The organism is Novosphingobium sp. GW835-FHT14H07, assembly GCF_058793515.1.
Genome location: NZ_JBXAFX010000002.1, coordinates 1 through 26,769, shown reverse-complemented (window position 1 = coordinate 26,769; position 26,769 = coordinate 1). Strand labels below are relative to the sequence as shown.

At 58.2% G+C, this 26,769-nt stretch carries 19 protein-coding genes and 2 pseudogenes; 13 read left to right on the top strand and 8 right to left on the bottom strand.

All coding sequences use genetic code 11. The annotated features are described in order from the left end of the window. The first annotated feature begins 50 nt into the window (after nucleotides 1-50). Both AC1Q5P_RS02115 and AC1Q5P_RS02110 read left to right on the top strand, forming a co-directional pair. Nucleotides 51-830, top strand: coding sequence for a hypothetical protein (locus AC1Q5P_RS02115; RefSeq protein ID WP_492518019.1), 780 nt, complete (start codon nucleotides 51-53; stop codon nucleotides 828-830). Nucleotides 831-1,231: 401 nt separating this feature from the next. Next, nucleotides 1,232-2,179: a HEPN domain-containing protein gene (locus AC1Q5P_RS02110; RefSeq protein WP_492518147.1), complete on the top strand. Its 948-nt coding sequence runs from the start codon at nucleotides 1,232-1,234 to the stop codon at nucleotides 2,177-2,179. A gap of 514 nt (nucleotides 2,180-2,693) precedes the next feature. On the opposite strand, the gene AC1Q5P_RS02105 is transcribed toward AC1Q5P_RS02110, so the two are convergent. Next, nucleotides 2,694-4,079, bottom strand: a complete 1,386-nt coding sequence (locus AC1Q5P_RS02105) for a hypothetical protein (RefSeq protein WP_492518018.1) — start codon at nucleotides 4,077-4,079, stop codon at nucleotides 2,694-2,696. Between the two features lie 232 nt (nucleotides 4,080-4,311). Between AC1Q5P_RS02105 and AC1Q5P_RS02100 the strand changes: the two genes are divergently transcribed. The 3 genes from AC1Q5P_RS02100 (at nucleotide 4,312) to AC1Q5P_RS02090 (ending at nucleotide 7,347) form a co-directional block, all read left to right on the top strand. Further along, nucleotides 4,312-4,665 (top strand): hypothetical protein, encoded by a 354-nt coding sequence (locus AC1Q5P_RS02100; protein ID WP_492518017.1) that lies wholly within the window; start codon nucleotides 4,312-4,314, stop codon nucleotides 4,663-4,665. Between the two features lie 35 nt (nucleotides 4,666-4,700). Next, nucleotides 4,701-5,516, top strand: a complete 816-nt coding sequence (locus tag AC1Q5P_RS02095) for a hypothetical protein (RefSeq protein WP_492518016.1) — start codon at nucleotides 4,701-4,703, stop codon at nucleotides 5,514-5,516. A gap of 397 nt (nucleotides 5,517-5,913) precedes the next feature. Further along, the gene (locus AC1Q5P_RS02090; protein ID WP_492518015.1) at nucleotides 5,914-7,347 is read left to right on the top strand and encodes a hypothetical protein; all 1,434 of its coding nucleotides are present in this window, start codon (nucleotides 5,914-5,916) and stop codon (nucleotides 7,345-7,347) included. Nucleotides 7,348-7,385: 38 nt separating this feature from the next. Here the strand turns inward: AC1Q5P_RS02090 and AC1Q5P_RS02085 are convergent, their stop codons facing one another. Both AC1Q5P_RS02085 and AC1Q5P_RS02080 read right to left on the bottom strand, forming a co-directional pair. Then, entirely contained in the window at nucleotides 7,386-7,865 is a 480-nt protein-coding gene (locus AC1Q5P_RS02085) for a Ros/MucR family transcriptional regulator (protein WP_492518014.1), read from the bottom strand. Nucleotides 7,866-7,949: 84 nt separating this feature from the next. Further along, nucleotides 7,950-8,444 (bottom strand): YtxH domain-containing protein, encoded by a 495-nt coding sequence (locus AC1Q5P_RS02080; protein WP_492518013.1) that lies wholly within the window; start codon nucleotides 8,442-8,444, stop codon nucleotides 7,950-7,952. 138 nt (nucleotides 8,445-8,582) lie between these two features. Here AC1Q5P_RS02080 and AC1Q5P_RS02075 point away from each other — a divergent pair, with 138 nt between their 5' ends. The 3 genes from AC1Q5P_RS02075 (at nucleotide 8,583) to AC1Q5P_RS02065 (ending at nucleotide 12,536) form a co-directional block, all read left to right on the top strand. Beyond that, the gene (locus tag AC1Q5P_RS02075; RefSeq protein WP_492518012.1) at nucleotides 8,583-9,488 is read left to right on the top strand and encodes a hypothetical protein; all 906 of its coding nucleotides are present in this window, start codon (nucleotides 8,583-8,585) and stop codon (nucleotides 9,486-9,488) included. Nucleotides 9,489-9,747: 259 nt separating this feature from the next. Next, a complete protein-coding gene (locus AC1Q5P_RS02070) occupies nucleotides 9,748-10,557 on the top strand; it encodes a hypothetical protein (RefSeq protein ID WP_492518011.1) in 810 nt (269 codons plus the stop codon). Nucleotides 10,558-10,979: 422 nt separating this feature from the next. Further along, nucleotides 10,980-12,536 carry a hypothetical protein gene (locus tag AC1Q5P_RS02065; protein WP_492518010.1) on the top strand — a complete coding sequence of 519 codons (1,557 nt, stop codon included), beginning with the start codon at nucleotides 10,980-10,982 and terminating at the stop codon, nucleotides 12,534-12,536. 83 nt (nucleotides 12,537-12,619) lie between these two features. On the opposite strand, the gene AC1Q5P_RS02060 is transcribed toward AC1Q5P_RS02065, so the two are convergent. The 3 genes and pseudogenes from AC1Q5P_RS02060 to AC1Q5P_RS02050 all read right to left on the bottom strand — a co-directional run. Next, entirely contained in the window at nucleotides 12,620-13,567 is a 948-nt protein-coding gene (locus AC1Q5P_RS02060) for a hypothetical protein (protein ID WP_492518009.1), read from the bottom strand. Then, a complete protein-coding gene (locus tag AC1Q5P_RS02055; protein ID WP_492518008.1) occupies nucleotides 13,560-17,174 on the bottom strand; it encodes an SIR2 family protein in 3,615 nt (1,204 codons plus the stop codon). The genes AC1Q5P_RS02060 and AC1Q5P_RS02055 overlap by 8 nt, the downstream gene beginning before the upstream one ends. 420 nt (nucleotides 17,175-17,594) lie before the next feature. After that, nucleotides 17,595-17,699, bottom strand: a pseudogene (locus tag AC1Q5P_RS02050) (integrase); the annotation flags it as partial. A gap of 95 nt (nucleotides 17,700-17,794) precedes the next feature. Between AC1Q5P_RS02050 and AC1Q5P_RS02045 the strand changes: the two are divergent. The 5 genes and pseudogenes from AC1Q5P_RS02045 to AC1Q5P_RS02025 all read left to right on the top strand — a co-directional run bounded on the left by AC1Q5P_RS02045 (nucleotide 17,795) and on the right by AC1Q5P_RS02025 (nucleotide 23,903). Continuing rightward, the gene (locus AC1Q5P_RS02045) at nucleotides 17,795-18,322 is read left to right on the top strand and encodes an RNA polymerase sigma factor (RefSeq protein ID WP_492518007.1); all 528 of its coding nucleotides are present in this window, start codon (nucleotides 17,795-17,797) and stop codon (nucleotides 18,320-18,322) included. Beyond that, nucleotides 18,231-18,443, top strand: a pseudogene (locus AC1Q5P_RS02040) (FecR/PupR family sigma factor regulator); the annotation flags it as partial. The gene AC1Q5P_RS02045 and the pseudogene AC1Q5P_RS02040, both read left to right, overlap by 92 nt. Nucleotides 18,444-18,536: 93 nt before the next feature. Further along, nucleotides 18,537-19,247: a FecR family protein gene (locus AC1Q5P_RS02035; RefSeq protein WP_492518146.1), complete on the top strand. Its 711-nt coding sequence runs from the start codon at nucleotides 18,537-18,539 to the stop codon at nucleotides 19,245-19,247. A gap of 90 nt (nucleotides 19,248-19,337) precedes the next feature. After that, complete coding sequence (locus AC1Q5P_RS02030) at nucleotides 19,338-22,370, top strand: TonB-dependent receptor (protein ID WP_492518006.1); 3,033 nt, start codon at nucleotides 19,338-19,340, stop codon at nucleotides 22,368-22,370. A 180-nt stretch (nucleotides 22,371-22,550) separates the two neighbouring features. After that, the gene (locus AC1Q5P_RS02025; protein WP_492518005.1) at nucleotides 22,551-23,903 is read left to right on the top strand and encodes a CehA/McbA family metallohydrolase domain-containing protein; all 1,353 of its coding nucleotides are present in this window, start codon (nucleotides 22,551-22,553) and stop codon (nucleotides 23,901-23,903) included. A gap of 234 nt (nucleotides 23,904-24,137) precedes the next feature. Here the strand turns inward: AC1Q5P_RS02025 and AC1Q5P_RS02020 are convergent, their stop codons facing one another. Next, on the bottom strand, nucleotides 24,138-25,616 hold the full coding sequence (locus AC1Q5P_RS02020) for a 5'-methylthioadenosine/S-adenosylhomocysteine nucleosidase family protein (protein WP_492518004.1): 1,479 nt from the start codon (nucleotides 25,614-25,616) through the stop codon (nucleotides 24,138-24,140). An 809-nt stretch (nucleotides 25,617-26,425) separates the two neighbouring features. Then, a partial coding sequence (locus AC1Q5P_RS02015; protein WP_492518003.1) for a hypothetical protein occupies nucleotides 26,426-26,769 on the bottom strand: 344 nt, incomplete at its 5' end.

Here is a 26,769-nt window from a genome sequence, read left to right as displayed (position 1 = left end):
CCCCCGACGCGGAAGCCTTCCCTGATTGCCCAGGCCCGCCAGACCCTGCCTTGTTCAACACCCGCGGGCTGTCGCTGCGCCCCCTCGCCGCCGGCCATTTCCGACTGCTCGTCGTCAACCATGGCGGGCGGGAATCGATCGAGGCGTTCGATGTAACGCTCGAACAAGGCAAGGAGCCGAACCTCCTGTGGCGCGGCTGCGTCGTCATGCCCGCAGGACAAGTCGGCAACAGCGTCGCGCAATTCGCGGATGGGACCATGCTGGTCACGGTGCTCACCCGCCCGGGCACCACGATCGGCGATTTCATGCTGGGCCGGAAGACAGGTGCCGTCTGGCAACGCGGTCCCGCAGACCACCAATTTCGGCTCTTGCCCGGCACTGAACTTCCCGGCAACAACGGCATCGAAGCCGATCCCGACCAGCGCCGCTTCTATGTGGTGGCGTTTGGCTGGCACGCCGTCGTCGTCTTCGACCGAAAGGACACGCGTCGCCCGCTAGCTCGGATCAGCGCGCCGGACTTCATGCCGGATAATATCCACTGGACTGGCGGACACCTTCTGCTGGCCGGCATGCGGCTCGACGAACCGGCTTGCGGCGGCCTTCGCAAGGTCGTGAAGGGAGAAGCGGACCCGATGCTCTGCAAGCGAGGCTGGATCGTCGGCGAACTCGACACGGGCACGGGACGCATCGCAACTTTCGCCTATGGCACCCCGCGCCAGCAATTTAACGGCCTGTCGGCAGCCGCCTTGGTGGGGCGTGAACTGTGGCTCGGATCCTTCCAAAGCGAACGGTTGGGAATCGCAGGAGGTCCCGAGGCCCGAGATGAATAGTGGCGGCCCTTCCCATAGCAGCCTCGACCGCAGCACATGGTGCTAACGCCCGTTGGTAGGAAGCCGATGATTTTCCTTGGGAAAACACCCTAAAGAAGGTGGTGCGCTTACGGTACTCACACTATGACATCAAGTGTATGAAAATAAACAGTTTTATAGGAACGATTTGCGAGACAGGCCCCCAATTAGGCCCCCGGAAAAAAGGTCACATTAAAAAAGACTGTGAATAAGTCGCTACCACGGGCCGCCCAGTTTACACGCTGCATCCTGTTCCGATCGCGATCAAGCTTATGGCACTGACCAAGGTCGGCCCCGACAAGTGCGCATCGAGGTCCGGGACGATCCCGGCAGCCAGATATAATCTTGCGTTCGTGCAGGACGCAAGACAGGGTGTTCGTCTGATGCGGCGCGATCTCGATCATCTTCCTCCGGCCAAGCAGCGCGAGCTTGAGCGCGTAGTGCAGCTGGTTTTCGAGGAATTCGAAGACGTTACCGCCTGTGCCAGCGCCAGCCGGAAAAAGGCGGGACGGATTCTCAAGGTCATTCTCTACGGCAGCTACGCGCGCGGAGGCTGGATTGATGAACCCCATACCGCCAAGGGATATAAGTCGGATTTCGACCTGCTGATTATCGTGAACCACAAGGACCTGACCGACCGGGTCAAGTACTGGTCTCGGCTCGATGAACGCCTGATGCGTGAGTATGGGATCACCGGAACGCTCAAGACCCCGGTGAACTTCATCGTTCATACGCTCGGCGAGGTGAACGATGGACTGGCGCATGGGCGCTACTTTTTCATGGACGTCGCCAAGGACGGCATCGCGCTTTACGAGGCAGATGATACCGAACTACATACGCCCAAGCCCAAGACGCCGGAGCAGGCACTGACGATGGCGAAGGATTATTTCGAGGAGTGGTATCCCACTGGTGGAGAATTTTTCGATAACTTTCGATTTAACTTCGAGCTAGGCCGCAACAATAATGCAGCGTTCCAACTCCACCAATCTGCAGAACGTTTATACCACACAGTACTTCTTGTTGTCAGTTTTTACACACCACACGTCCACAATCTTGCGTTCCTTAGAAATCAAGCAGAAAAATTAGATAGACGCCTTATTTATGTTTGGCCATCTGAACAAAAAAGGCAGAAGGCAATGTTTGAAAAGTTGAAGGAAGCATACGTTAAAGCGAGGTACTCGAAGCATTACATGATAAAATTAGATGAATTAAAATGGCTCGGTGAGCAAGTTGAGGAACTGGGTCGTGTGGTTCACGCGGTATGCGCCGAACGCATTGCCGCTCTCGAAGACCAGGTAGAAGTCCGGAGGGTAGCCGCTACGAAGAAATGACCGGGATTGCGGACAGTGCCGACAGTCCGGTTTTCGGGCCAACCAGCGAATACCTGCCTTTTCGAATTTCGCACTCTTTGTGCTCATCAATGGTGATGTAGTAGCTCTTCGAAATGAGCTCGAACATCAATGGGGAAGTCACTCGCCAGGCAGTCGAGTGTCTGGGCGGTTACGCCTATCAAATCTACGCATCTGAACCTCTGCCCCTTGGCGAGAATGGGGGTGCAAGCGGAGCGGGAGTCTTCACGGGGAACCGGCTGTACGGAAACGAAGTGTAGGAAGCTGGGCGGAAGGCTCTCCGAAGCGCGCTCGGGGCAAAGCCCCAAGTCTTTCCCGCGAGTGATCGATGCCGAATGGCCGAGACGGCTGACTCGCTTAACGAGAGCCCGGCCCGAAGGGTGCGGCCAAGCACCTTATTCTATAAATCGTCCTATCATGATCAAGAGATCACGTTCCCAAATACCGTCTAATAGAAGATTATCCGGAGCAGGCCGACCCCACAGAGCTTCATTTTTTAGGAATAGCGATACTGGACGAGTATACGGTTTCCACGAATACGCTGGATGCCTTGCTCGGACAACGGAAGATCGCGGAGCATGAGCAGGTAACTGAAGCATTCCAGTGCAGCGAGTGCTTTCACAAATGCGGTAAATTCTTCCTCGTCGTGCGGTTCAAAATGGCCGTGCGCGATCCGACCGCGAAACGCAGTGGCGCGAACCAATTCATCGACCATCTTATCATCCGCGATGTTATTGCCAAATCGCTCGCGAAGAGTGGTTACAAGTCTGGCGAAGCGGCCCCGATGACTTTCAAACCGAAGTACGCGTAGACAACCGCGTATTCTACCAAGCCAATCATGGTATCCAAGCTCCCCTGCAATCTCGGCAGCGCCATTTGCTATCATGTCCACATGCACTGGATCGACGGGGCGTAACGCTACCGCTATCGGGATTTCCTCTAGCCATTTGAATGCGGCAAGCATTCGCTCAGCCGAGATCTCATTTTTGAGCTTGAAAGATGCCATCATCAATTCGGCTGGCTTGCACCAAGCCTTGTCTCTCTCCAACCATGCTTTCAGGCAAGCCTGCAGATTGTCGCGCTGGTCGTCATCGTGAGCCAAAACGAATGACGCATGCGATTCGGCCTTTTCATCCTCAGAATCTTCGTCACGCGACCAGATATAGTGGACTTCAAAAGTGTAGGCTGACTGTTGCGCATCAACTGCGGCCCCGAACTCCTCATTAATAAGCGCATGAATTTTAGGCGCGTGGGGTCGAAGTCGAAGGCAGAGTGCCGCAGACAGAAATTGCACGATTGCGTTGACCGAGGATAAATATTTATCAAGGTCTCGGCCTTCAAAGAAATCGATCTCGATGCTTGGAGAAACTTTAGTCTTAGTGCGGTCCCCCAGCGCTCCTGACACTACGTAGCCAATGCTCACCCGCATATCGGCGAGTTCGAATTCGAAAAGTCGATTTTCCGGCATGTCCCAAATATCGGCGCGGGTCATAGCGTCGTATTTTTCTCGGTGCCGAAGCAGTCCGGCGGCAAGCGGCACATGGAAATGAACATTGCGGATCGGGCGGTCATCAGGCCATGGCTCTGGGCCTGAAACTACAATGTTGGCGGAAATGTCTTGCGTGTAGGCATGAAGCGCTCGCTCGCCATTGCTCCAAGACTGGCCCGGTCCGCCATATATGTTGCGGAACATGGTGACATAGTGATTGTTTTCCAGCCGGACGGGCACGGAGGGGCGATCATCAATGAAGAAAAATTCGTCGAAGGAAAGCAAGGACAGCGTCATGTCGCGGTCGGTAATCTCGAAAGTTCCTTGCACCTTCCGTTCAGTCGCTTCTTCGCGGCACATATATCGGCGGTGCAGTTCGATTCTTCCAGCCACAGAGGTCGTTTCCGTACAAATTCGAGTAGGTTATGCTTAGGCACCATCACTCAGAAAGGCTCCAGACTACGGCAGCCGGCGAGCCAAGCGAGTTGCCGCTCAAGAACTGATGGCTAGATTCGCGGTATTTCGTCAATCGTTTAGCGCAAATAGCAATCTTTTTGCCGATTGTTGCATGCCTTTGTGAACTCGCGTTATGCAGGCCAGCACTCGGCCACAAAGGAAGCGATGAATGGCGATTTCTGGTGACGTAGCGGATTTCATCCACGCAGCCAAAGCGGGCGTAGTGCGCGCCGACGCCATCAATGCCCGGCAGATGGTTAAAAACGCCGACGTTCACCTGAAAAGCGCTTGGTCTTATATCGAACCCGAGCCTGCATCCGCATCCGCGTTTGAAGCAGCTATCGCGGCGGTCCTTGAATTCGGTCACGCAGCCGATGCGACCGGACATATCGCTTTGCGTTTCTCAGATCGTGCGAAGCTGGCGCAAGCTGAGGCAATTACAGCGATTGAAACATTTCAAGCGGCTTTGACGGAAGCTCGCCCCAACGATTATGCTAGAGCTCTCGGGATAGACTGGTACTAACCCATTCCAATGTCAGTCTCCAGTGCACCGCTTCGATGATCGTCAGCCGCCTGCATCAATGGCTGATCGTCGTCACAGGTTTAAAGGTTCAGAGCTTTAGCATGGACAACGCGCTGTCGCGCCTTCCGGAAGATGTCGTTGAGCGCGAGTACGGAGAATTTTTCAAATCGGCGAGCTTGAATTTGGTTGGCTTGGCCGTGACCCTTTGCGGCGAAGTCGGGCTTGAAGGCGCGAAACAAGAAGCTGAGAGGTTGGCTGCACAGATAGACCGAGGCATCATGGCGAGGTTGCTCAGCACCTCGCTTAATCACCTTTACGAGCGCATTGTCGCTGATACCGAAGACATCCACCTGATCCACACATCTGGTGACATGGCGAAACTTCTTGATGAGAATAGCGGGGCTGCATTCGATCCGATTGTGAAGGAACGCCTGCCCGCCGCAGCGCATGAAATGGCCGAGGGTGGCTCCTGTCTGGCGGTTGGCATGGCTACCGCGTCGGCCTTTCATATGATGCGGGCCACAGAAATCGGTGTGCAGGCGCTGGGCAAAAACATGAAAATCGGCCTCGACCCTGCCTCATCGAACTGGGCAAATATCATGCAGCAAGTGGATAAGCAGCTCCAGACGCTGCCAGGGAAAACGCCTGCCGAACGAAATCGGCGCAATCTCATTGCTCTCGCCAGCGCCCATTTGCAGGTCGTTCGCATTGCTTGGCGCAATGAGGTGATGCACCCGCGTCGTGTTTATCGCTTGCCTGAAGCGACAGAGATTTTTGCGGCAACGCGTGCGTTCATGCTTCAGCTTGCGGCGTTATTGTCCACTCGCCGCAAACGCCGACCCGCAAGCTGACCATGGATGCTACTCTCGCCGCGCTGGAGGCAGCTTGGTTCCAAGAGGCAGGCACGCCCATGGTCGATGGGTCAAGGGAGAGCGAAGTCTCCTTGGCTTGGGGTGTTGGGGAGGCAGGCACGCTCCCTGACTGGTGCTGAAACGGCCAGACGTTTCGATGGGGCTGATCCGGCTCGATGCCGGTGAAGCACCACTGGCCAGAGAGTGCACGGGAGAGCGCAGCGTCTCCCTGCCAAGATATCGTGGTACTACCACGCACATCTTGCGCGTAACGTTATCACCACACTTTCAGATCAATATACCTATCAGGATTAAGTTCGAACAAAAATGGCAGATCCCCGTCTTCCTAATTATTCGGACTCATGTTGATATGGTTACGAGAAGGAACAGCCCGCCGATGAACCAGATTTCGGAAATCCGATTCAATGCCATTGCGGGTTATGCCAGACTACCGATGGCAAGGCTATTCGGGGAAGAGATTGCCTATTTCGAGATCGAGGGCGGCAAAATCGTCGGCATGCTTCTTAAAGATCGGTTTGATGGAGATTTCCTTGGCGTCGTGTTCGCTCCAGATCAGCGCTTCCGATATCGCGCTGCCGGGCAAACTGCTTTTTTCCCGACTGTGGCAGATGCGGAGACTGCGCTGAGCGAGGCGATGCAAAGTGGGGCAGCGGCGGCTCCTGAGGAGCATTTTCAAGGGGATGAAAGAGGTCCGCCCGTCGATTTCTTTCAGCCGGTCCGAGATGAAGCATCGTTAAATCCAAGCTTCGTCAAACTTCGCACCGATGAAATATTCTCGCCGGCGCGTGAGATTATCGAGCCGATGATGCGATGGTATGAAGATGCAGACGGAAACTTCGTCGAGCAATTTCAAACTGCGGGGTTTGACCAACGTATCTGGGAACTCTATCTTTTTGCTACGCTGATTGAACTCGGCTATGAGCTCGACCGAACGATTGCTGTCCCGGATTTTTGTGCGCAAGGCTTGGCAGGCCGTTTTACCCTCGAAGCTGTCACAGTCGGGCCTACACGCCAGAATGGCGCCATCATTCCACCACCGCCTATCGATAGCGAAGATCAACTGCACGCTTATTTAAAGGAGTACATGCCGATAAAATTCGGCAGCGCCCTCTTTAGTAAATTGCAAAAGAAGTATTGGGAAAAGCCTGGCGTCGAAGGAGCGCCCTTTTTGCTCGGAATAGCCGATTTCTCATCCCCAGGGTCTATGGTGCATAGTAGATCAGCACTTGAACTCTACCTCTTCGGAATTGAACACGACGGGCACTACGACGAAAACGGGACGCTGATAATTACTCCCCGAAAGGTGACCGAGCATCGCTGGGGAGAAAAAGTCATTCCATCAGGCTTCTTTGATCAGCCGGGCGCTGAAAATGTCAGTGCCGTCTTCTTCAACAACAGTGGGACGATATCCAAATTTAATCGGATGGGGGTTCTCGGTGGGTTTGGCAGCGGAAGAGTTCTATTGATCCGCGAAGGTACTGCAGTCGATCACGATCCCGATGCAAGAGAACCAAAATTGTTCAAAGCGATTGTCAATTCCTCCGGATACGACGAGCAATGGATTGAGGGTGCGAACATATTTCACAATCCCAACGCACTCTATCCCCTACCCGAAGAATGGTTTCCGGGCGCGGGACATCATCACTTATTGCCCGACGGCCAGATATTGAGCACCACTCCGGATTTTCATCCGTTTGCTTCGAGGACTCAGCAAATGGCCCCAGTCGATGTGGAAGCGGTACTGAAGGAAGCCGGCGACAAGACGCATATGATGTGGACGATGCGCCGCGATCAGGGCAGCAAAACGTAAACGGGGGACTTTCAGCCCGGCAACTTGGGCAGACGCATTCAATTGCCTTGGGGAGCAACTGCCTTTCTCGCTCTTGGCTTTCTTGCTGACTTTGCTGGTTCTGCGATTGGCACAGCGGCAGCTTTCGTGGGCTTACGGCCCAAGCCAATCTTCTTGGCAAGGTCGCGGCGTTTCGCTGCATAGTCGGCGGCGACCATCGGATAATCCTTCGGCAGGCCGAATGCTTCGCGATAGCTCTCTGGCGTGTAGCCTTGCAGCGTGAGATGGCGTTTGAGCATCTTGTAAGGCCTGCCGTCGATCATGCTGACGATGTGATCGGGCTTAATTGACGATCTGATTGTAACGGCCCCTTTGGGCTTTTCTTCGACCGGCTGGGCGGGCGCGCCCAGTCCCAGCAATGCGGCATAAACCTTTCCGATCATGATGCCGACATCGCCGGTCGAAACGCTGTTATGGCCGACATGGGCCGAGACGATATCAGCGGTCAAAGTGATCAGAGTTTCGGTTTCGATGGTCAAGGTCGGCTCCTGCTTGTCATTCTTCTGCTGCTTTAACGTGCCACGTGCCCCGGTGCCACCCTAATGGAATGTCGAAAACGACCTTCAAGGTGTGACGCCGAGTTCCCGGATGGCCAAGTCTTGCAGTTCCGGGACGATTGAACGCATCACTCTCGCGGCGATTTCCGCGCTTTCAGGCGGAATGAGATTTTGATTATCGGCCTCCCACAGCCTTTGGTTCATTTCCTCATATTTTGCGGCAAACGATTTTGACAGCATGAGCCTGTTAGCGTGCACGGCGGTCCGCGCGACGTGGAAATGCTCGATCATCTGCTGTTGCGCTTTCCGGTTATGCTCACTTGCATCCCAGGCATGAGGATCTTCATCGTAGCCCTCATCAATGGTTTCGGTGATGGCGCGGGCGTGATCCAGCGCCCCGATGATCGCGGTATAGGCCTCGCGCCGCAAATCCCATGATCGCTCGCGCCGAAACTTCTCCCGTTCCGTTCGGGCAATCAAGATGGCAGTCAGGCTTGATATACCCCCACCAATCACGGCTCCCACAAGTCCGATGGCAGCAGTTGCGATTTCGAATGCCATCCTTGCCCCTTCACTTTCTTTTCCGTCAGCCACCAATTCGGCATGCGGAACCGCTCTCTGAAATCTATCAGAATTTTGTTCGAGCCGGGTTAATATGTTCACCTATAGTGCTGATGATTATATTCGCATGAGGGATTGATGACCGTGTTGTCCGCAGAGTTTGGTTACTATCCGCGCCTGTTGGATTTCACGGCGGGTCCGGTGACTGTCGCCGCGTTGCCCGACCTGGCGCAGACTGTTTTAGATGTTGAAGCCTCGGAAACTGTCGATAGCGACTGGATTTATTCCGGCGCACAACTTGTAAGCAATTGGGGTAAAGTCAGCGAGCGCCCTTTTTCGGCGCGGGTGTTCGGCTTGCCGATGACGCATCGCATCGACCACAATTCGGCGGACGGGTTGGACCATCTGGCCTTCCACGTCTGGGCGCTTTCGTTCTTTCTGGGAATAAGGCTGACGACGACGGAAGCCGGGTTTCTGGATGCGACGCCGATCAAGGCTGGGAAGCTCGTCGATTTCGTGTTGCTCGGAAAGATTGAGAATGCCGTCGCGGTTGCAGAGGCCTTCTGGACAGGCAACCGCGCAACACCTGCCAACGCAAAGCGGTGGGTTGCGGCGATCCATGCGCTGTTTCTCGCCCAGAATCCGCAATCGCTCCAGTTCGAGCGGTTCATCTACCTCTACACCGCGATTGAGGCCGCCTGTAAAATTCGCGAAACGCAGGCCAAGCCTAAAAAGAGCGTCCGCCATTTCGAGAAGATCGGCTGGATGTGTCAGCAGCTCGGCATGAGTACCCCGGATTGGGCCGACCACCTCGCCACCGGCTCTGCCGAGGTGGCCGACTTGCGCAATCCCCTGTTGCATGAGGCGCTGTTCATGAATGAACCTCTCGGCTTCGCCATTCACGGTGTCGGATCAAATGGCAATCTGACATTGGAGATGAAGGCGCTAGCCTGCCGCTTCCTCGCCGCGATAATCGGCGTGACCGACACATCTTATATTACGTCAGCCATCAACACGCGGCAAAGGCAGGGTTTGCGACTTTAGCGCTTTATCCCCTTGGTTGATGGGCGCTAACTTCGTAGCGCCGGAATTGCGCGGGCAATCATGCTCCGCGAATTCCGGAGTGTCCGAAATTGAGGCGGAGCCGGGCAAAACATTGAAGTTCCGTTACAATCTCCGCTAGCTGCGTGACCCAGTACCTGTGGGTCCGGGGACGCAAAACTTCGCGGATCCCGTTGTCATTGGCACGCAGGTTATCGGCCCCTCAATTGCGGAAAGGCTGCTTCAACATTAGCTTGGTGTCATGACCAACGCGCTCAGCCGCCTTCTGACAACGGACACCGTGATGCGGCGCGTTCAGGATTATGAAGACACATTCGATGACTTCGTACTTTTCGCCGGCGGAAATCGCGTCACCGACGTCGCGGCGATCCCGCCAAAGGCGGAAAACGCCGATTATGTCCTGGAAGCCACCGAGGCCCAGCTGGTTATCGAGCTCAAGCAGGTCAGCAAATATGACGCGGCGAACTCGGTCGATGACTATTTCAGCGATCTGCTTCGACGAGGCCGGATTCTCACCCCGAACTTCACTGCGCCGGGAAGGCTGTGGATTGATCCATCCTCGCTCAGTTCATCCGACTGGACACGCTTCTATCGGAAATTTCGGCCGCGCATCCCTAAAGCCCTCGACAAGGCCGCACGGCAAATCAAGGCGACGCAGCCGCTCATTGCTCCGAGAAGCAAACGCATGATTGGCATCGCGGTCTTGCTCAATACCGGTGATTATAATCTCCCGATCGATCTCCTGTTTCGGATCGTCGAGCGCCACACCAAAGCCAAATGGAAGATGGGGCAGTTCAGCACACTCGATGCTGTACTGTGCTTGTCGATGGACATGATCAAACCCAAGCAGCATCCCCTCAAGGGGCACGCGATCGTCCGAAGCACCGCCGACACTGCGATCATGAACAGCGTTCACTATCTCTACGACCGCTGGGTCCATTATGGTGCCGAGGCCGTAGGCGCCGAGGTCAGCTTCTCACCGGGTGAGGTCGCGCCGGAACCATTGCAACTGAGCGGCGGCGTCTCCGGCAAGGTCCGGTGGCGGGGGTGACTCTGCGTCCGGCCGACAGGGTGGTTGCGTTGAAAGGGGCGCGCCGATGGCTAATCGCGATGGCAGCTATGTGTTCTGTGGTCAGTCCGGGACGGATAAAGCGCACCTCTTTCCCCGCGCCGCTCTCTTAGCGGCTGACTAAACCATTTCGGCAGCGGGATGAAACGCTTGATCTGCGAGCTGCTCGGTGGTTTCGAACTGTTCCCCCAAAGCGTCTGAACGAATGACAGCTCTCGGGGCGCCAGAAACGACACTGAACGGCAGCCAATGCGGCGGCTATTGCCGCGCTGTCGCTGCCGATCGAAGGGGCGGGAGCCGACCACTTTCCGCCATTCCAAGCGAGGTAATGAACGACCGCTAATTCCGTAACCCGCCACCTAACTCGCCCGATTGCCGCATTATTCTGCTAAGGGACCGTTATGGTGGCGACCGCGGCGAGAATTGATCAACTTCCGGGTTTGCGGACCAGCTTGTCGAAGCAACTATCGGCAGCCAATGATATAGCATTTTTGCGCATGCTTTGGACGCTTAACGCGCTGCAAACGGGTCGAGCTGCCGAGGCCGAGCGCTTCCTCAACGGCTACCCCCCTAACGCTGCGACGGAAGGCATTCTCGGCCCACATGCAATTTATCCGTGGGAACTCGAGACGCTAGCGAACGAGCTCCTCACGACCCCCAAGAGCGTTTTTCAAACCTTCGATTGCCGAAACTGGAACGCGATTGGCGATCTGGTTAATCTGCTGCGCTCGATGGAGGGCGCGGAGTATCTGGCGCGTCGCGAGGACGTAAGCATCTTGGTCGAACTCGGCAGGATCGGTGCTCGGCAGTTTTCTTGGCAGCGCGGTTATGTCGGGCTACCCCCTCTCTATCGGAGCGCCTTTATCTATGGTCAGGGCGAGTGCGCCGCGTATTTGCAGCAAGCCGCCAATCTCACCCCCTCCGATATGACACTTGTTGGGTTCTCACTGCTTTCGGTCTTTTATCCCGAGCCCGGCATTCGTCCGGCCACGGACATGGACCTGATCCACGAGTGGGGAATCACCCGACACACCCTGCAGCAGACGCTCGAGCGTATCTCCTGCCCTATCGCCGTCGCCCGGGCCCAAGCGGCGGACCTTCGCGCGATGGAAATCGCAACCGCCTACAAGCCTAGCATCCTCCGGCGACATCCCTGTCTCCTTGTCGGCCATCGCGCGCGAACGATGATTGCCCCCTTGCCAGACCTGATCATGGACCGGGTGACCAACGGACTGTTTTACGATGTGGTCGGCGGGGGCGGGGCCGTTCGCGATGAAGTTGGCCGAAAGTTTGAGAGCTACGCGCTTGATCTGCTGAAGCAGATGTTGCCAGCGGTCCTGTTTCACCCGGAGTCTAGCTATCGCACGCCCTTGGGACCTATCGCTACCCCCGACATTCTCATGCATGATCGGGACGGCGCAGTTTCACTGGCGATTGAGTGCAAAGCATCTCGGATGAGCGTAGCCGCCCGCTTCGGTGAAGCACCTGGCGAAGATCGCGGCTACGAGGAGATTGCCAAGGGCGTGATGCAGCTTTGGCGATTCTACGCACACAGCCGGCTCGGCATAGCGCCGAGGCGCCTTTCCGATGACGTCAAGCTTTTGATCCTTACCCTTGATGAATGGTTCGCGGGGCGGGCGACCATCATTCCCCAGATCCTTGAGCGCGCCCATGTTCTTGCGGATGCCAGTGCCCATTCGATTTCTCGCGAGGATCGACTCCCCGTCGCATTCTGCACTATCTCTGAGCTCGAGGACGTGCTGCGAACCGCGACTGCGGAGTCGCTGCTGGAAACGGTCGAGATCGCGTCGGGGGACCGGGTCGGCTGGATCTTTTCCAGCCTCCATCAAGACGCGGAGTCGGCGAAGACCGAGCCCAAAGATTATCCGTTCCAGGATGCGCTGGGCGACCTGCTTCCATGGTATGGCCGGCTACAAGATCTAGGTGACGATGAGCCTTAAGGGGACGACCTGTTATCGCTTGCCGGAAACCCGCATCCTCGCTCTGCATTTGGCCGCGCCCTCATCAAGTCTCCCCCTGTGGACTACCCCGTTGGTCCGGCGACCAGGGTGGGATCACGGTCATTGTAGGCCGCTGCAAATTCATCGTCCGTCCAGTCACCATCGCCGTAATCGGGCAGGTCGAAAAATTCCCATCCGCCCTTTCCGGGGGCCATGCCGAACAGCGGCCCTACGAACGGACAATTTGGGAGGAAGTACGCGCGGATATAGGGGTGGTCCTCATAGTCCTTGCGGATAAAGGCATGGCCAAGCGTATTGGCTATGAACCAGGGGCGGACGGCATGGCTCGCGAACTGCTGCTCGATGATTGTGCGCATATGGATGATCGCCGCAAGTGCGTCATCACGCAGAGCGTTCGTTGTCTCCGGGTTGAAATGGATCGATCGGTGGCGCAAACCCATTAGGGCGCGGTACTCGACGACGGCATCAGGTAACAGGATGCCCCACGCTTCTAGGGTGTCGATCGGCAAGCGCCAATCGTCGAAGGAATCCTTTCTATACACCTTCTTGTATTCCGGCGTCGCGGTGAAATGGCCGCGCATGTCCAGCATTAAGTGATTGAGGATGCGCTCGCCAAGCGCGCATGCGCCAACCAACGCCGGATAGTAAGCGCCGATCACAAAGGCCTGCCGCACCTGATGAAACAATGCGTTGTGATGCGCGAGTACCGAGAACGGCTTGACGCCCATCGCTACGAAATTGTCGATCTTGGCATCGATGCCGCGCTCACCGAATTCCGCGACCATGCCGGCGCGCGCCGATTGTAGGTTTCGCCGGTGGAGCTCCTTCACCTGATCTTCCCAATGATCGGGAATGTCGGGGTCGAGTGACAGCGCTCGGCTGTCGAAATCCATCCCCCAGCTCAGATGCCGTCGGCGGCCGGAATCAGCGACTAGCCGCTTCTGTTCATCGAGCGATAGAGTCGGGTCGACGGTCTCGAAGGTGATCCGGGTCGGTTCCGGATCACTCATAGCGCGTGGCTTTCTGGTCGAGCCATTGCAGTCGTCGGTCCAGTTCGATCGCTGGGAGCGCTGCAATCAGCCGATCGAGGATCTTCGGCACGCCATACAGGTCGCTGGTCGTGCCGGGGCCAAACAGCTTCCACAGCAAGATGAGCGTCTCACGGGGAAATTTCTCGGGTGCCCCGGACCGCTCGATCACGTGGGTGCCACCATGCCCTTCTAGGAGCGACATATGCGGTAGGAGCTGCTCAAGCGCTTCGGGAAAGGCGTCGCCGCTCTCCACGGCCAGATCGGCAAAGTGTCGGCTGAACTCTCGTTCGCGAAAGCTGCGCTCTCGCGGCCAGACTGCGAGCAGCAGCGGACCTATGCCCGTCCGCCAGGCGACCGCGCGATCCTCATCGATCTGATGGATCCACTGCTTCACCAGTTCGGCCACACCGGTGCGCAAAGCCAATGGTCCAGTGCGGAGCGCTTTGGCGGCGTCGGCGACGCCCATGCCCCAGTCCGCCTCGATCTGTTCGCCGCGCAGGATCGACAACGCTGGCGCGATGATCTTGGCGGCGGCGTTGGTTAGATCGTGGCCACGACCGGTGAGCTCGCTGACACCGCGCAGGACTGCCGCGCTAAAAGTCCTCGAGGCGACCGATGACAGGCGTGAATCGGTGACGAGAACCCGGCGCAGCGCGATGGCCTCGTCGCCGTCACCCGCCAGCGCGGCTTCAAGCAACGGCGCTACGGTCTGCCCCTCGATCGTCAGCACAAATCCGGCCGCGAACACGAGTGCGCCCCGTGCCATGGTGCCCTGACGGCCCGGTGCCGCAACAGCCGCATCGAGCGCTACCAGCAGTTCCGGATCGATTGATTCACCCGCCTTGCGCCGGGCCTCGATGTCAATGAGCGTGGCCTGGGTTAGGCGCCCGCCCGGGGTGTTGATCAGGTCGGCATAAAGATCACGCGTGGGGTCAAGGGGCTCGGTGTCACGCGCCACGGCTGCCGCGAACAACCTTTGCCACCACGCGGCGATCGCGGGTTCGGTCTGGCGCGGCGAGGACCAGTAAAGATCGGCAAGGCGATCGACAACCAGCGCCAGAAATGGTGCTTCGGCCAGCTCGAGCGTGGCAAAGATCGCGACGACGAGAGGCCGGCGGTCAGGATCCTTCTCGCCTTCCGGAAAAGACAGCGCGCCCATGAGGTCTCTCCAGAGTGGCGCGTTGGCGTCATCGAGCGGCGCGTCCTTGAGCGTGTCGAACGCGCCCCTCGGGTTGGTGCGACAAAAAACGCTCCATCCTTGCTGTTTCTCGATATCATGGCTGCCGAGCACTTCGCGTGCGACCTGCAACCGCTCGCCTTCAGCGGCATCAATGATTGGCTGCGCGTCGCCTACCACCATATGGACGCCCGTCGAATAGGATCCGAAAAAGTCCTGATCCTCGACGCCGCGTGCCAGATAGACGCGCCGCGCCTTTACGGCCGCAAGCTCCACCGCACCCTCGGCCGACAGTCTTCCTGCCTGCTCGAGCATGTTGAGTCGCAGCCAAATGGCCGCGTCGAGAGCATGGCTCCTCCAGTCCGCCTGACCGGCCTCGACCACATAGCCGTCATAATAGGCCGGCCCCTCAGTCAGGATGCGCTTTTCGACGGCGGCAACCAGATCGGCATTCGCATCCCCGGCACGGTCGCGCAGCACGAGCGCGAGCTCGCGGCGCACCGTCCAGAAGATGTCACGCGAGAGGCCCACCAGCCCGGCGAACGCTTCGTCGGCGTCGAACAGCTCCGCCTGACGCAAGCTGTGCAGCCAAAGCCGTGCCCCCAAGATGCCAGGCATGGCCTTCCAGGCTGAGGCCTGCGCGCGGACCGCATCGCGATCTTTGGCGGCCGCCGGCTTGAGCAGCCGCGCGAGCAGCTCGACCAAGAAAACCGGCCCATCATGATGCTCGTTCTGGCCGTGCGGTTCGACCGATGGCACAGCGCTGTCATTGCCGTCATAATCGCCCTCGATCGTGCCGATATCGAGCGAAAGCCCGACCGTCGCGCGGAGCCTAGCGCTGGCGATCTCAAGCAGTACTAGCGGCTGCGGCAGCGCCAGCAATGCGGCAACGAGATCCGAAGCGCCGCCGCGGTCCGAAAGCGTCAGTCGCGGCCAGGCGAGATCGGAGAGACGCCGCGGCGGATCGACGGCGGGTTCGTCATCGAAGAAAGATCTGCCGGACCGGAGTTCGAGCGCGGGGGTCAACAAGCTCACCGCCCGTTCCATGTCGGCGTGCAGCACAACGGGGCCTTTGAGCACCTCCATCAGCGTATAGGCGCGGTCTTCCCAGTGGTCGCCGCGATCGGGTCGGCTGATCGCGAGAAGGCGCCAGAGGCGGAGCCACAGAACCGGTGCATCCTTCACTTGCCGGATCCGTCGCGCCAGTTCGTCAGCGAACGGCTTGCCGAGCTTCTCGAGCCAGTCGACCGCCCGCCGGAACCGGTCGGGCGAGGCAAGATCCCTGACAAGCCAAGCGGCGATGATCCAGGACGCGTCGCGCTCGGTCCATAATTTTCGGTCGGCGAAGAAGTCGAACCAGTCTCCGTCGATAATGATCGGGATCGCGAGCGACCATAGGTCTCGACGGCCGCTGAACAGCCAAGCGGCGTGATCGAGTTCCGCGGCATCGGCGTCGGCGAAGGGCTTGGCGAGGATCGCCTGCGCCCACTCGCGCCGCTTCGCCCGCGGTCGCTCGACGAGGGCCGCCAGTCTTTCCAAGTCCGGCCACAGGGCGGCATGGCTGGTTGGATTGCCGGCCGCATTGAGTTGGTATTCATAGGCGATCGGCTCGACCGCAAGCGCCGCCCAGCGGACATCCGCCAGGTCGCGCGTCACCACCGCGTCAATCGCATAGACTGGGCGCAGATCGGGAAAGCGCTGCCGATCCGCTTCGAGGACGTTTAGAAAATATCGTACCGGCGCGTCGCCGGCACTGTAGCCGACCAGCACGACGGTTTTGGTGCGGCAGAGGTCAAACAGGAACCGCGACGCCCAGCCCGATCGCATATAAGCATCGCCATAGTCTGCGCTCGTCACGACTAGCGGTGTTTCATCTAGGCCGACATCCGGGTCAGCAATCCGACCGTGAATATGGATAATCCCGCCGAACCCAGCGCTGCCTGGCGGCGGCAGATCCTGCCCGGCAAAGCTGAAGGTACGGACCTGATCGGCATCCTCGGTCTCCATCAGAGCGCGCTCGATCAGCGTGTCAAAATTGGTGGTCACGATTGCCGGGCGATTTTCGAGATCGCGCGACAGGCGCAGGATGGTGCGATGATGCGAGAGATCGGCATCAGCGGGCGGCTGCAACTCCGCCACGACCGCGCGAGTCATTTCGGCTGGATTGACGATCCGGCGGCTGAGCGACCCTAGCGCTTCCTCGAACCGGTTCTCTTTGAACGATAATCGCTCCGACGCGCTCATTTCGACGTTGAGACTCGCGAAGCAGCGTGTCACGAGCGCGCCGAAACCAGGCAATTGCGGCGCGCTTACGCCCGCGCCGCACAAGAAGACGACATCACCGGTCAAAAGAGCTTCGACCAGCTGCTCGGGAAATTCCGGTCCAGCCTCGGAAAAGCGAAGGCTCATCTCTAACAGCCCGGCATTTGCGCACGATGATGCAGTCGGAGTGGCGCTGTTACTGCGACCACCGGCCGCCCTTTAAAAGCCGCTGATGAGGGATCGTTGAACATAGAGCCAACATCCGGGAACAGCGTCCCGCTGTCTAGTGGCGGAGAACACTGGTAGCGATTTACGTCGCGAGTGTTTGCCATTCTTAATCCACGATGCTCAGAGCTGACCGCGCCGGTCTTTCCGGTTGCACGCATTTAAGTCCAAAGCTGCCTCACCGCAGACGACCTCGCCTCGGTGGATCGACGATTGCATCCGCGTAAGGCGTGAGCGTCTACTCTCGACCCAAAAGCTGTCTTTCCCGACCGCTGTTATGAATGACAGCTTTTTCCCAAAGACCATCAAGAGTGACTCCCCGCGCTGCAAGGTGGCATTTGTTCAAATCTCGGTGTTTTCGGCCAAGGCAAGAGCATCTTCCACATCGCTGCTTAGATAACGGACTGTGCTCACTATCTTGCTATGGCCCAGCAGTTTATGGACAGCGTGAGGGCTGTGACCATCCATCTCAGCATGACCAGCAAATACAAATTACTCAACGCGTCGTTGAAGCGTCATAAGACGTACCTAAGGGCGTCACCATGGATGGCGCCTACCTCCTTGATCAGGCTGTTGCCGACCGAACGGGCTGGGCACGGCTGCGCGACCGGATTGCAAGGTTGACGAGGCGTGATGATGCCGAGGACCTGCTGCACGATGCCTGGGTGGGGCTAAAGCACCGCTCCATTGATGTTCGCAATCCAGAAGCCTTGCTGGTTCGGACAGCAACCAACCATGGAATTGACGCCTGGCGCAGGGAGCGGCGTATCAATGGCTTTATCGGCGATCAACTCGCAGCTGAGTGTGTTGCTGACAGCCGTCCCTTGCAGGATGAAGCGCTCATTGCACGGCAGCAACTCGATGGCTTGCGACAGGGACTGGCGCAGTTGAGCCCGCGCACGCGGGAGATTTTCTTGATGCACCGGCTCGATGGGCGTAAGTATCGGGAAATCGCGCACGAGCTTGGTATCAGCCAGAGTGCCGTCGAAAAGCATATCGCCAAGGCCATGGTGCATTTGCTCGACTGGATGGAGAGAGACGCACGTGAACTTCCGCCGCAGGCCGGATGATTTGGACCGGCAGACTGCGGACTGGCTTGCGCGATTGCACGCAGATGATCGGACTCCGGCAGACGAGGACCGTTTTCGCGCGTGGATCGGCTCAGAGCCTGCCCACCGCGAATCGTTCGAGCGTGCATCGGCCATTTGGACGGCGGTTGGCGGTCTTAAGGGCGAACGCGGGGCTTTTGCCGAACTTGAGCCTGAAGTGCGATCAGGCAAAACGATGTCGCGACGTGCCGTTCTGGCAGGAGGAGCGGCCGTGCTTGCCGCTTCGGGTGTAACCATGGGCTGGCAAACCGCCCATGCCGGGGTCTATCGCACAGACGTGGGCGAACAGCGCCGCGTCAGGCTCAGCGATGGCACACGCGCGTTGATGGATACCGATACCAGCATCAGGTATCGGGAAAAGGGTGAAATCCGTCTGCTTGCTCTGATGTCTGGCCAACTGGATCTTGAGATTGCTTCCGATCCGCGGCCCTTCGTGATCGATCTTGGTTTTCGTCAGGCCATCGCCAATGATGCACGCATCGATGTGCGCAGGATCGGAGAAGCCGCGCAGGTAACCGCAATCAGCGGGGCTGCTCGGATAGCGACAGGCTCCGGGAGGGCGATTTCGCTCTCCCCCGGAAGTCGCATCGCCTTGGCCGAAGGCGCGCAGGATCGGGTTGATCGTCCCGAGCTTGAAGACCTGACAGCATGGCAGAGCGGAAGACTTGCCTTTCGTGACGAGCCACTGGGCAATGCTGTTGCCGAGATGAACCGCTACTCGGAACGGCCGTTGATCGTGGACGATCTCCGGATCGCTGCAATGCGAATCAGCGGCATTTACCGTGCCGGTGATCCTGAAGGTTTTGCTCAATCGCTCAGCCTGTTGCTGCCGGTGCGGGTGGATACGCGCACGGGCGACCCCGTGCGGATCGTTCCGGCAATCTGAAATTTATTTTCAGAAGCGGGTGAGGTAAATTCTCTCCGTCTCGTCATGCCCCTGAACGCCGGTCTGGCGTTGAAGATGGGGATCTGAATAATGACGAACTTCAAGTGGCGGCTCTGCCAGTCGGCAGCGCTCGGCCTGGCATTGTCGACAATGGCGATTGCATTTCCTGCACAGGCGCAGGCGCAGGCACGCCGCATGCAGCTTTCCTTGGCGGCACAACCGATGGACCGCGCGCTGGAGCAACTGGCACGGCAAAGCGGAACCGACATACTGTTTACGCGTGCAGCCGTTGCTGCCTTTTCCGCACCGGCCCTGTCCGGCCAGTTCGATGCCGAAACGGCAGCACGCCGCCTGATTGCAGGCAAGCCGCTGCAGGTGGTGCGTGACGCACGCGGAGCACTGATCATCAGCCCTCGCATGGCGGCGGCCGCCGACGCGCAAACCCTCCCCGCCGCTGATGCTGGAGCAGGCGATGAAATCATCGTCACGGCCAAGTTCTCGCAAGGTGTGGATCGCTCGCTCGACGTGAAACGGTCGTCGGATTCCATCGCAGATGCGGTTGTTGCCGCCGATATCGGCAAGTTGCCGGCCTTCAACATTGCAGAGGCTCTGCAACGCGTTCCGGGCGTGACGATCGTGCGCGAAGCCGGCGAAGGACAGTTCATCAGCGTGCGCGGCCTGGGGCCGAACTTTCAGGCAGTGACCTTCGATGGCATGCCGCTGGCGTATAACGAAAACATCCGCAATTCGGGCCAATCTGGCCGTCAATTCCGCCTGCAGGTGCTGCCCGCCGCCCTGATCGACACCATCGTTGTCACCAAATCGCCCACTGCCGATCTGGTTGAAGGCGGGATTGGATCATCGGTCGACATCCGGCTGATCAACCCGCTTGAACGCGAGTCATTCGTCGCAGCGACGGCGTTTGGCGGCTATGAAGAACGCACCGATACGCTTAATCCCAACGGCGCGCTGACAGTTGGGTGGCGCAATGAGGACAAGACTTTCGGCGTGATCGCCGGGGCTTCATACTCCAAGCGCGAAGTTCAGTTCGACCGGCTTCGCACCGGATGGCAGGATGCCACGATTGCCGGGATTGGCACCGTGCGCATCCCTGGTGACGTGCAGCCCTATCTCGAACTGGAAAACCGCGAGCGCATCAGTGGCGTTGTCGGCGTGCACTGGCGGCCCTCATCGACGTTCGAGATCGATATTGATGGCCTCTATTCGAAGTTCAACAACGAAACGGTCGAACGCCGTCTGACCTATTACATCCCCAGCCTGATTTCCCGGCTCGATCCGGCAACCGCCGTCGTGGAAGACGGCCGTCTGGTGGCGGGCACGATCCGCGGCGCACGTATCCGCAACTATGCGGAAAACATGGATCAGGTTCATGAGAACCTGCAATTCAATGCCACGATGCGGCTTGATCTGGGCGGTTGGGAGATCGAGCCCCGGTTCAGCTATGCACAAGCGTTGAGCGATCTCGATACGCCGATCCAGCGGGTGCAGTATCGCACCGCCAATGGCCAGGGCGGGAATCTCACCTTCGATTTCAGCAACGATGTTGTGGCCGATGGCAAGATCAACGCGCTGTTCACCGATCTTGATCTAACCACTGGCGAGCGGATGCTGTTTGAAAGCTTCGCCGTTCGCCCAATCAATTCCAAGGACGCCGACAAGACCTTCGTGCTTAACATCGGGCGTGATCTTGATGTTGGGGGCGACGGCTTTCGCTTTACCAAAGTGCGCTTCGGCGGCCAGTATTCCGACCGTTACCGGGATTATCAGCGCCGCGACCGCAACAACGCCGTGCTCCGGCCAGGAGCGACACGTACCGACGCTTTCCTGCAGTTCCCTGTTCCGGCAAATGCCTTCGATCAATCGATCGGCCAGGGGCAGCCGTGGCGGAACGTGGACTGGGCACTGTTCAATGCGAACTACACGCTTGGAACCGAATTCGACGGTGTGAACCCGAATGCCAGGGATTTGGTGCCAACGGCGGCCGATCTGCAGAACTCTTACCGCATCGGTGAGGAGATTCTGGCTGGGTATGGCCGCATGGATTTTGAAGGCATGGTTGGTGACTTCCCGGTGACGGGCAATCTCGGCCTGCGCTACATCCGGACGCAGACCGAGGTCGATGGCACCACGCTGGCCGCTGTCCGCAACAGCAGCGGGGCGGTCACGACGACCGTCACGCCTGTCACCACGCGGGCGACCTATGCCGAATGGCTGCCAAGCGCCAACGCCACGTTCAAGATTGCCGATAATGTGCAGTTCCGCCTTGCCGCAGCGCGCACGATGACCCGGCCTTCGCTTTCCGAACTGCGCAATTCGATCAATACCAATAGCGTGACAGTGACGCGCATCTTCAACGAAGGTGCAGCAGCCCTTGCCGATCCCACGCTGATTCTGACAGGCGCTGCGGGCAATCCGAACCTGCGGCCCTACACGTCATGGAACTTCGACCTGTCGTTCGAATGGTACTTCGACAAGTTCGGTGGCTTTACCGCCGCAGCGTTCCACAAGGACATCAAGGACTACATCGCATCCGATTTCGAGACACGGACACTGGCCTTCGCCGTGAACGACGGCTCGACGCTTCCTGTCGACGTTCTGGTGTCAACACCCGTGAATGTTGGCAAAGCCACGATTACCGGGATCGAGTTCGGCTATACCAACAAGCTGTCCTTCGGCCTCGGCCTTACGGCCACCGCCACATTTGCAACGAGCAAGCTTGAACTCGACAGACCCGGATCGGGGCAACAGGCAGCAGCGATGCAGGGTGTTTCGGATGTGAGCTATTCGATCACGCCGTTCTTTGAATCCGGCCCCTTCGAACTCAATGTCAGCTACACCTATCGCAGCGATTACGTGACCGACGCAGGCGCGCTCGTCACTTCACTGCCGACACCTGAAGACGTCGTGAGCAATTTCCAGAAGGGCTTTGGCATTGTTGATGTCGGTGCAAGCTTTCAGGTCAGGCCGAACATCGAAACGTTCGTGCAGGCGGTAAACGTCCTGAACCAGCGGCAGGTTTCCTATGCCGGGAGCAAACAGGAGTTCACCGAAATCCACACGTTCGGGCGTTCGATCAACTTTGGCATCCGCGCGAAATTCTGACCTTGCGGAACATGGGTCCGGCAACGCGCAGGCGTGCCGAACCCCTGCTGCCAATTGAACAGGTTAAACCTTCCCATGCACAGACTGGTTTCCAGCTTGCTCCTTGCACTGCTCGCAACCATCTGCAGTGCGTGTGCGGCATCCTCTGGTAGTCCACGCTGGCTGGCTGGCGATCATCACGTGCACAGCATCTACAGCGCAGCCTATCGCGCCGATCCCGCACAACCGCACCGCCGCCCGGAGCCGGTGATCGGAGGGGATTCGGCGCATACCATCTTGCAGAACGCGCAGATGGCTCGCCGCTTTGGTCTCGACTGGATGGTTTCTACAGACCATGGAGGCCCTGGCCATTCCTCGCTCAACTACGAGCGCGCCTGGCCCGATGTGGTGGCGGCCCGGCGTGCGGTGCCAGGCCTTATCCTCCTTTATGGTGCAGAGTTTGACGTGCCGGGTGGGGAGCATGCCAGCCTCATCATGCCAATGGATGCCAACGAGCGTGCCAACCTGCGCGATATCGAAGCCCGCTTTGGCAAGCGTGAAGCCTTTCCCGCAGATCCTGCGCGCAACACAAAGGCCCGCATGGCAGACGCACTCAAGTTCATGCAAGCCTTGCCAGTGCCGCCGGTGCTGCTGGCGAACCATCCTTCGCGCACGGCAACAGGGCGTGAGCAATGGGGTTTGCACACGCCGTCCGAATTTATGGCATGGCACGATCTGGCCCCCTCGGTGGCAATCGGCATGGAAGGCGCGCCCGGTCATCAGGCGGCAAGGCCCGAGAATGGCAAGGACATGGCACATGGTTCGCGCGGGCTCTATGGCGGCTACCCCACGCTCGGGGGCTTCGATCAGATGGTGGCAGTGCGGGGCGGTGCATGGGACCGTATGCTTGGCACAGGCTTGCGCTGGTCGATCACCGCTTCTTCGGATTCGCATGGTCACTGGAGCGAGCGCGGTGCTGACTTCTGGCCCGGAGAGTACACGAAGACTTGGGTTCATGCGGCACCGAACGCTGCAGCAATTCTCGATGGTTTGCGCCGTGGCCGCGTCTTTGTGGCAACCGGAAACCTGATCGAAGGCCTTGATTTCCTAGCTGCTACAATGGATTATCCCAAAGGCACCGCGTCTATGGGAGATACGCTGCGAACCGCAAATGGTGGCAGCGTGGTCGTCTCCATTCGTGTCCGCACAGCAAAAGCGGCCAATTCCAGTGGCTTGACTCCCGAACTGGATCACATCGATGTCATCTGTGGAACGGCAGTTTCTGCCAGCGACGTTGACAAGGGCGCTCAAACCACTGGTAATGCAGCGGTAATTGCCCGTCTGGATAGGAAGCAGCTAAAGGCTGCCTACCGTTCGCTGGCGGCGCAGGTTCGCATCACCCTACCAAAGAATGCGAAATATATCCGGCTTCGCGGAGCGAGCACCCGGCAAGACGAGCCATCGTCGGACATTCCCGGAGAAGATCCATGGGCCGATTTATGGTTCTATTCCAACCCTATCTACATTGAGAGCCGGAAACAAAGCCCTCATTGAAGCTACTCGCAACGTTCCACCCGCTTAACTGTCAGGCAGACGAAACGCGAATGACACATTTCGGGGCAAAGGCCGTCACTCGCCTTAGCCGTTTCGATCCGCGCACAGTACCACGATGCGGCGTGCCGCTTCCGGCAGCAGCCGACCAAAGTGAGCCTTTCCGCGCAGCGCGAGTAACGGTCCGCATCTGCCGGAAACGGACCTTCGAGAGTGGTCGGCTACTTGGGGTGTACCTTACATATACGGGATCGTTAATGCACTGCTGTCGCCAACGCCCTGCTCGAATGCGCCGCAAGTGATTGTTTGAGTTTCTAGCGATATGCCGACACCGAGGCCACCCGGCTTCCAGAGATTACCCGACTTAGTGGTGTATTCTCGAAATTCCCCGAAGTAGAAGTCAAATGGCTCGTCGCGTCCGATAAAGTTCATATACCCTCTTCGCGGATGGCTCGCCGACCAAGTCCCTGCGAACAGAGATCCCTTTGCAAATTCATAGATTCCAATGGAACCAAGACTACGTTTCCCTTGAACTTCGCCGCGATAAAACGCAATATGGTCAGGGGAAGACTTCTCAGATATTGTATAGATTTTGTATACACCTATGCCCCAATTTTCACCATCGGACATGCTTCCAAGGTATTCATCACCGGAACTCCACAAAGCCAGTCCGAGATTTTCAGATTTCAAAATCAACGGATTTGGCGATTTGTCCGAGCGGGATCTTTGTCTCTTCGACTTGATAGCTTCAGCAGCTAAGGCTGCTTTAAGCGTTGCCTCGTCAGCCTTAGCCAACGCCGCTCGCGCCTCTTCCAAGCTGGTGACGAAATTCGAGTAGGAGCGAGGCGCACCATCACGGACCGCGGCCTGTATTGTTCGCAACAACTCAGTTCGCCCATTAAGAAGCCTGTAGTCTGCCCCATCTGTATCGCTCCCGAAATTTGCGGACTCGGGCTCGACCTTTTCATTCACGAGCGAGAGTATCTCGAACAGGACGGCAGCAGCAGCAGCGGCGGCGCGAGGCTGCCAACTTTCGGCATCAGCTCGGGCTTTGCCAGAAAGCAGATCGGAGATGCCCCTGACGATAATACCACGGCTCGCGCCCGAGACTCGGACGCCATCCAGAAATCCTCGGCCCTCCATCTCGACGGCAACCGTATCGCTGTATTGCGCCTTGATGAACTTAGCAGTTGCACCGCGATTGCTAGCGACAACCTTTTCTCCTGCTGCAATCGGCTCGACGAAGATCGACGGCTTCTTTTCACCCCAACCTTCGAGATTGATCCTTTCCTGCCACGCAGTCGCCTGACGAATGACACGAGCTCGCTGTTCCAGTTCCCAATCGACGGATTGGCCGCTGCCTCGCGGGGCGAAAGTGTTCGCTTTCTCTTTTCCAGACTCGTAGCCGTAGACTTTCGTCGCGACCACGACGTCACCTAGGCTGACGTCTTTCACGCCTCCGGCGACACCGACGAATGCCGCGATCGGCGGAGCGCAATTCGATAGCGCCATTGCTGCAGCAGCCGCTGCCGTCGAGTTGCCGGCCCCGACCTCGATTACTCCAACCCTAAGTCCGTTGAAGATGCCCGTTGTGCTCCAGCAGTTGCCAAGCTGGATCTGCGCCTTCTCCGTTAATTGTCCAATGACTGCGGCCGTTTCCAAACCGAGTGCTGTAAAAACGAGGGCGTCGAAACGTAGAGTGGCACGATCGGGCATGCTGTCTCATCTTTGGGAAAAGTGTATCCAGTGCTGATCGTACAAAGCCGCCGCTACGGCAACCCCTACCCACCTAAACTTCGTCGCAATCCGCCGACGCCTTGGCCGCTTAAACGAATGTCCGAACCCAGATGATCGGGGATACGTGCTAATCATCCGCGACCGGGTCTTCGCTCGTCACGGCCACCTCAAAAAATGTCAGCGTTCCTCGTCTGAGCACCCATGAGCCGTCGAAGCGCCATCGGCCGAACTATTGCGTTCGGAGCCGCAGTGAAATTCCGCACTCGAATGTCGAGTTCTGGCAACGGCGGACGCTCAAGTTGCCTCGTGGGGACGTCGGCTTTGTCCCAACCCAAGTCTTTCCGCCATTGCTACAGCGTGCTGAACGAACGGCAAGAATCGATCACGTCAAAATTGAGCGCGAACGACCGGATTCAAGGCGGAAGGCGCGACAGCGATGTGGTGATCTATGCCAAGACCCGCAGGACATATCTCGCAACAAAAAGCAGCATCGCAAGCGTTCTGTACCGCGACCAGCATTATCACCTCAGACGACAAGCTGCGCGTCTATCCACGCTTTGCCATCCTCGCCGCAAACGAGATTGTATCCATCCGGCGTGCCGCGCCTTGCCGGGTGGGCGTGTGAGCGGTCTTAAGCGTGCGCTTGTGAGTGCGCTTAGGAGCGGTGGATGGGTCAGATCACTGTGTTTTCGGGGCCGGAGCGGCGTCGACGGTGGAGCGATGAAGAGCGGCTCCAGAGTTCCGCTTGGGGGTAAAGTCCGCAATCTGCGCCCATGCATGCCCAAGGATCAGCTTGCAGACACAGCTTTGCATTGCATGTCCGTCCGGCTGTGCCTGGAGCCGCGCGGCGGTCGATGCTTCACCATCCACCCGCCAGATTCTTCCCGACGAACGAACTGGGCAGTGCAAATGAGCCGGTCGGGGGCTGCTTCGTTGAAGGCCATTCGCACGCCGCCATCACGCAACAGCGTAAACGAGCAGCGATGTCCCCTGCCGTTGCTGCCACAGGAGATATCCAGAATGTGGAGGTCGGGTGCCTTGCCGTCTTCCTGACCTGTCGCGCGACGATCAGGGTGAGAAAGCGCGACAATCAAGATGAGAATACGGTGTGTCGGGATCGGCGGAGGGCGTA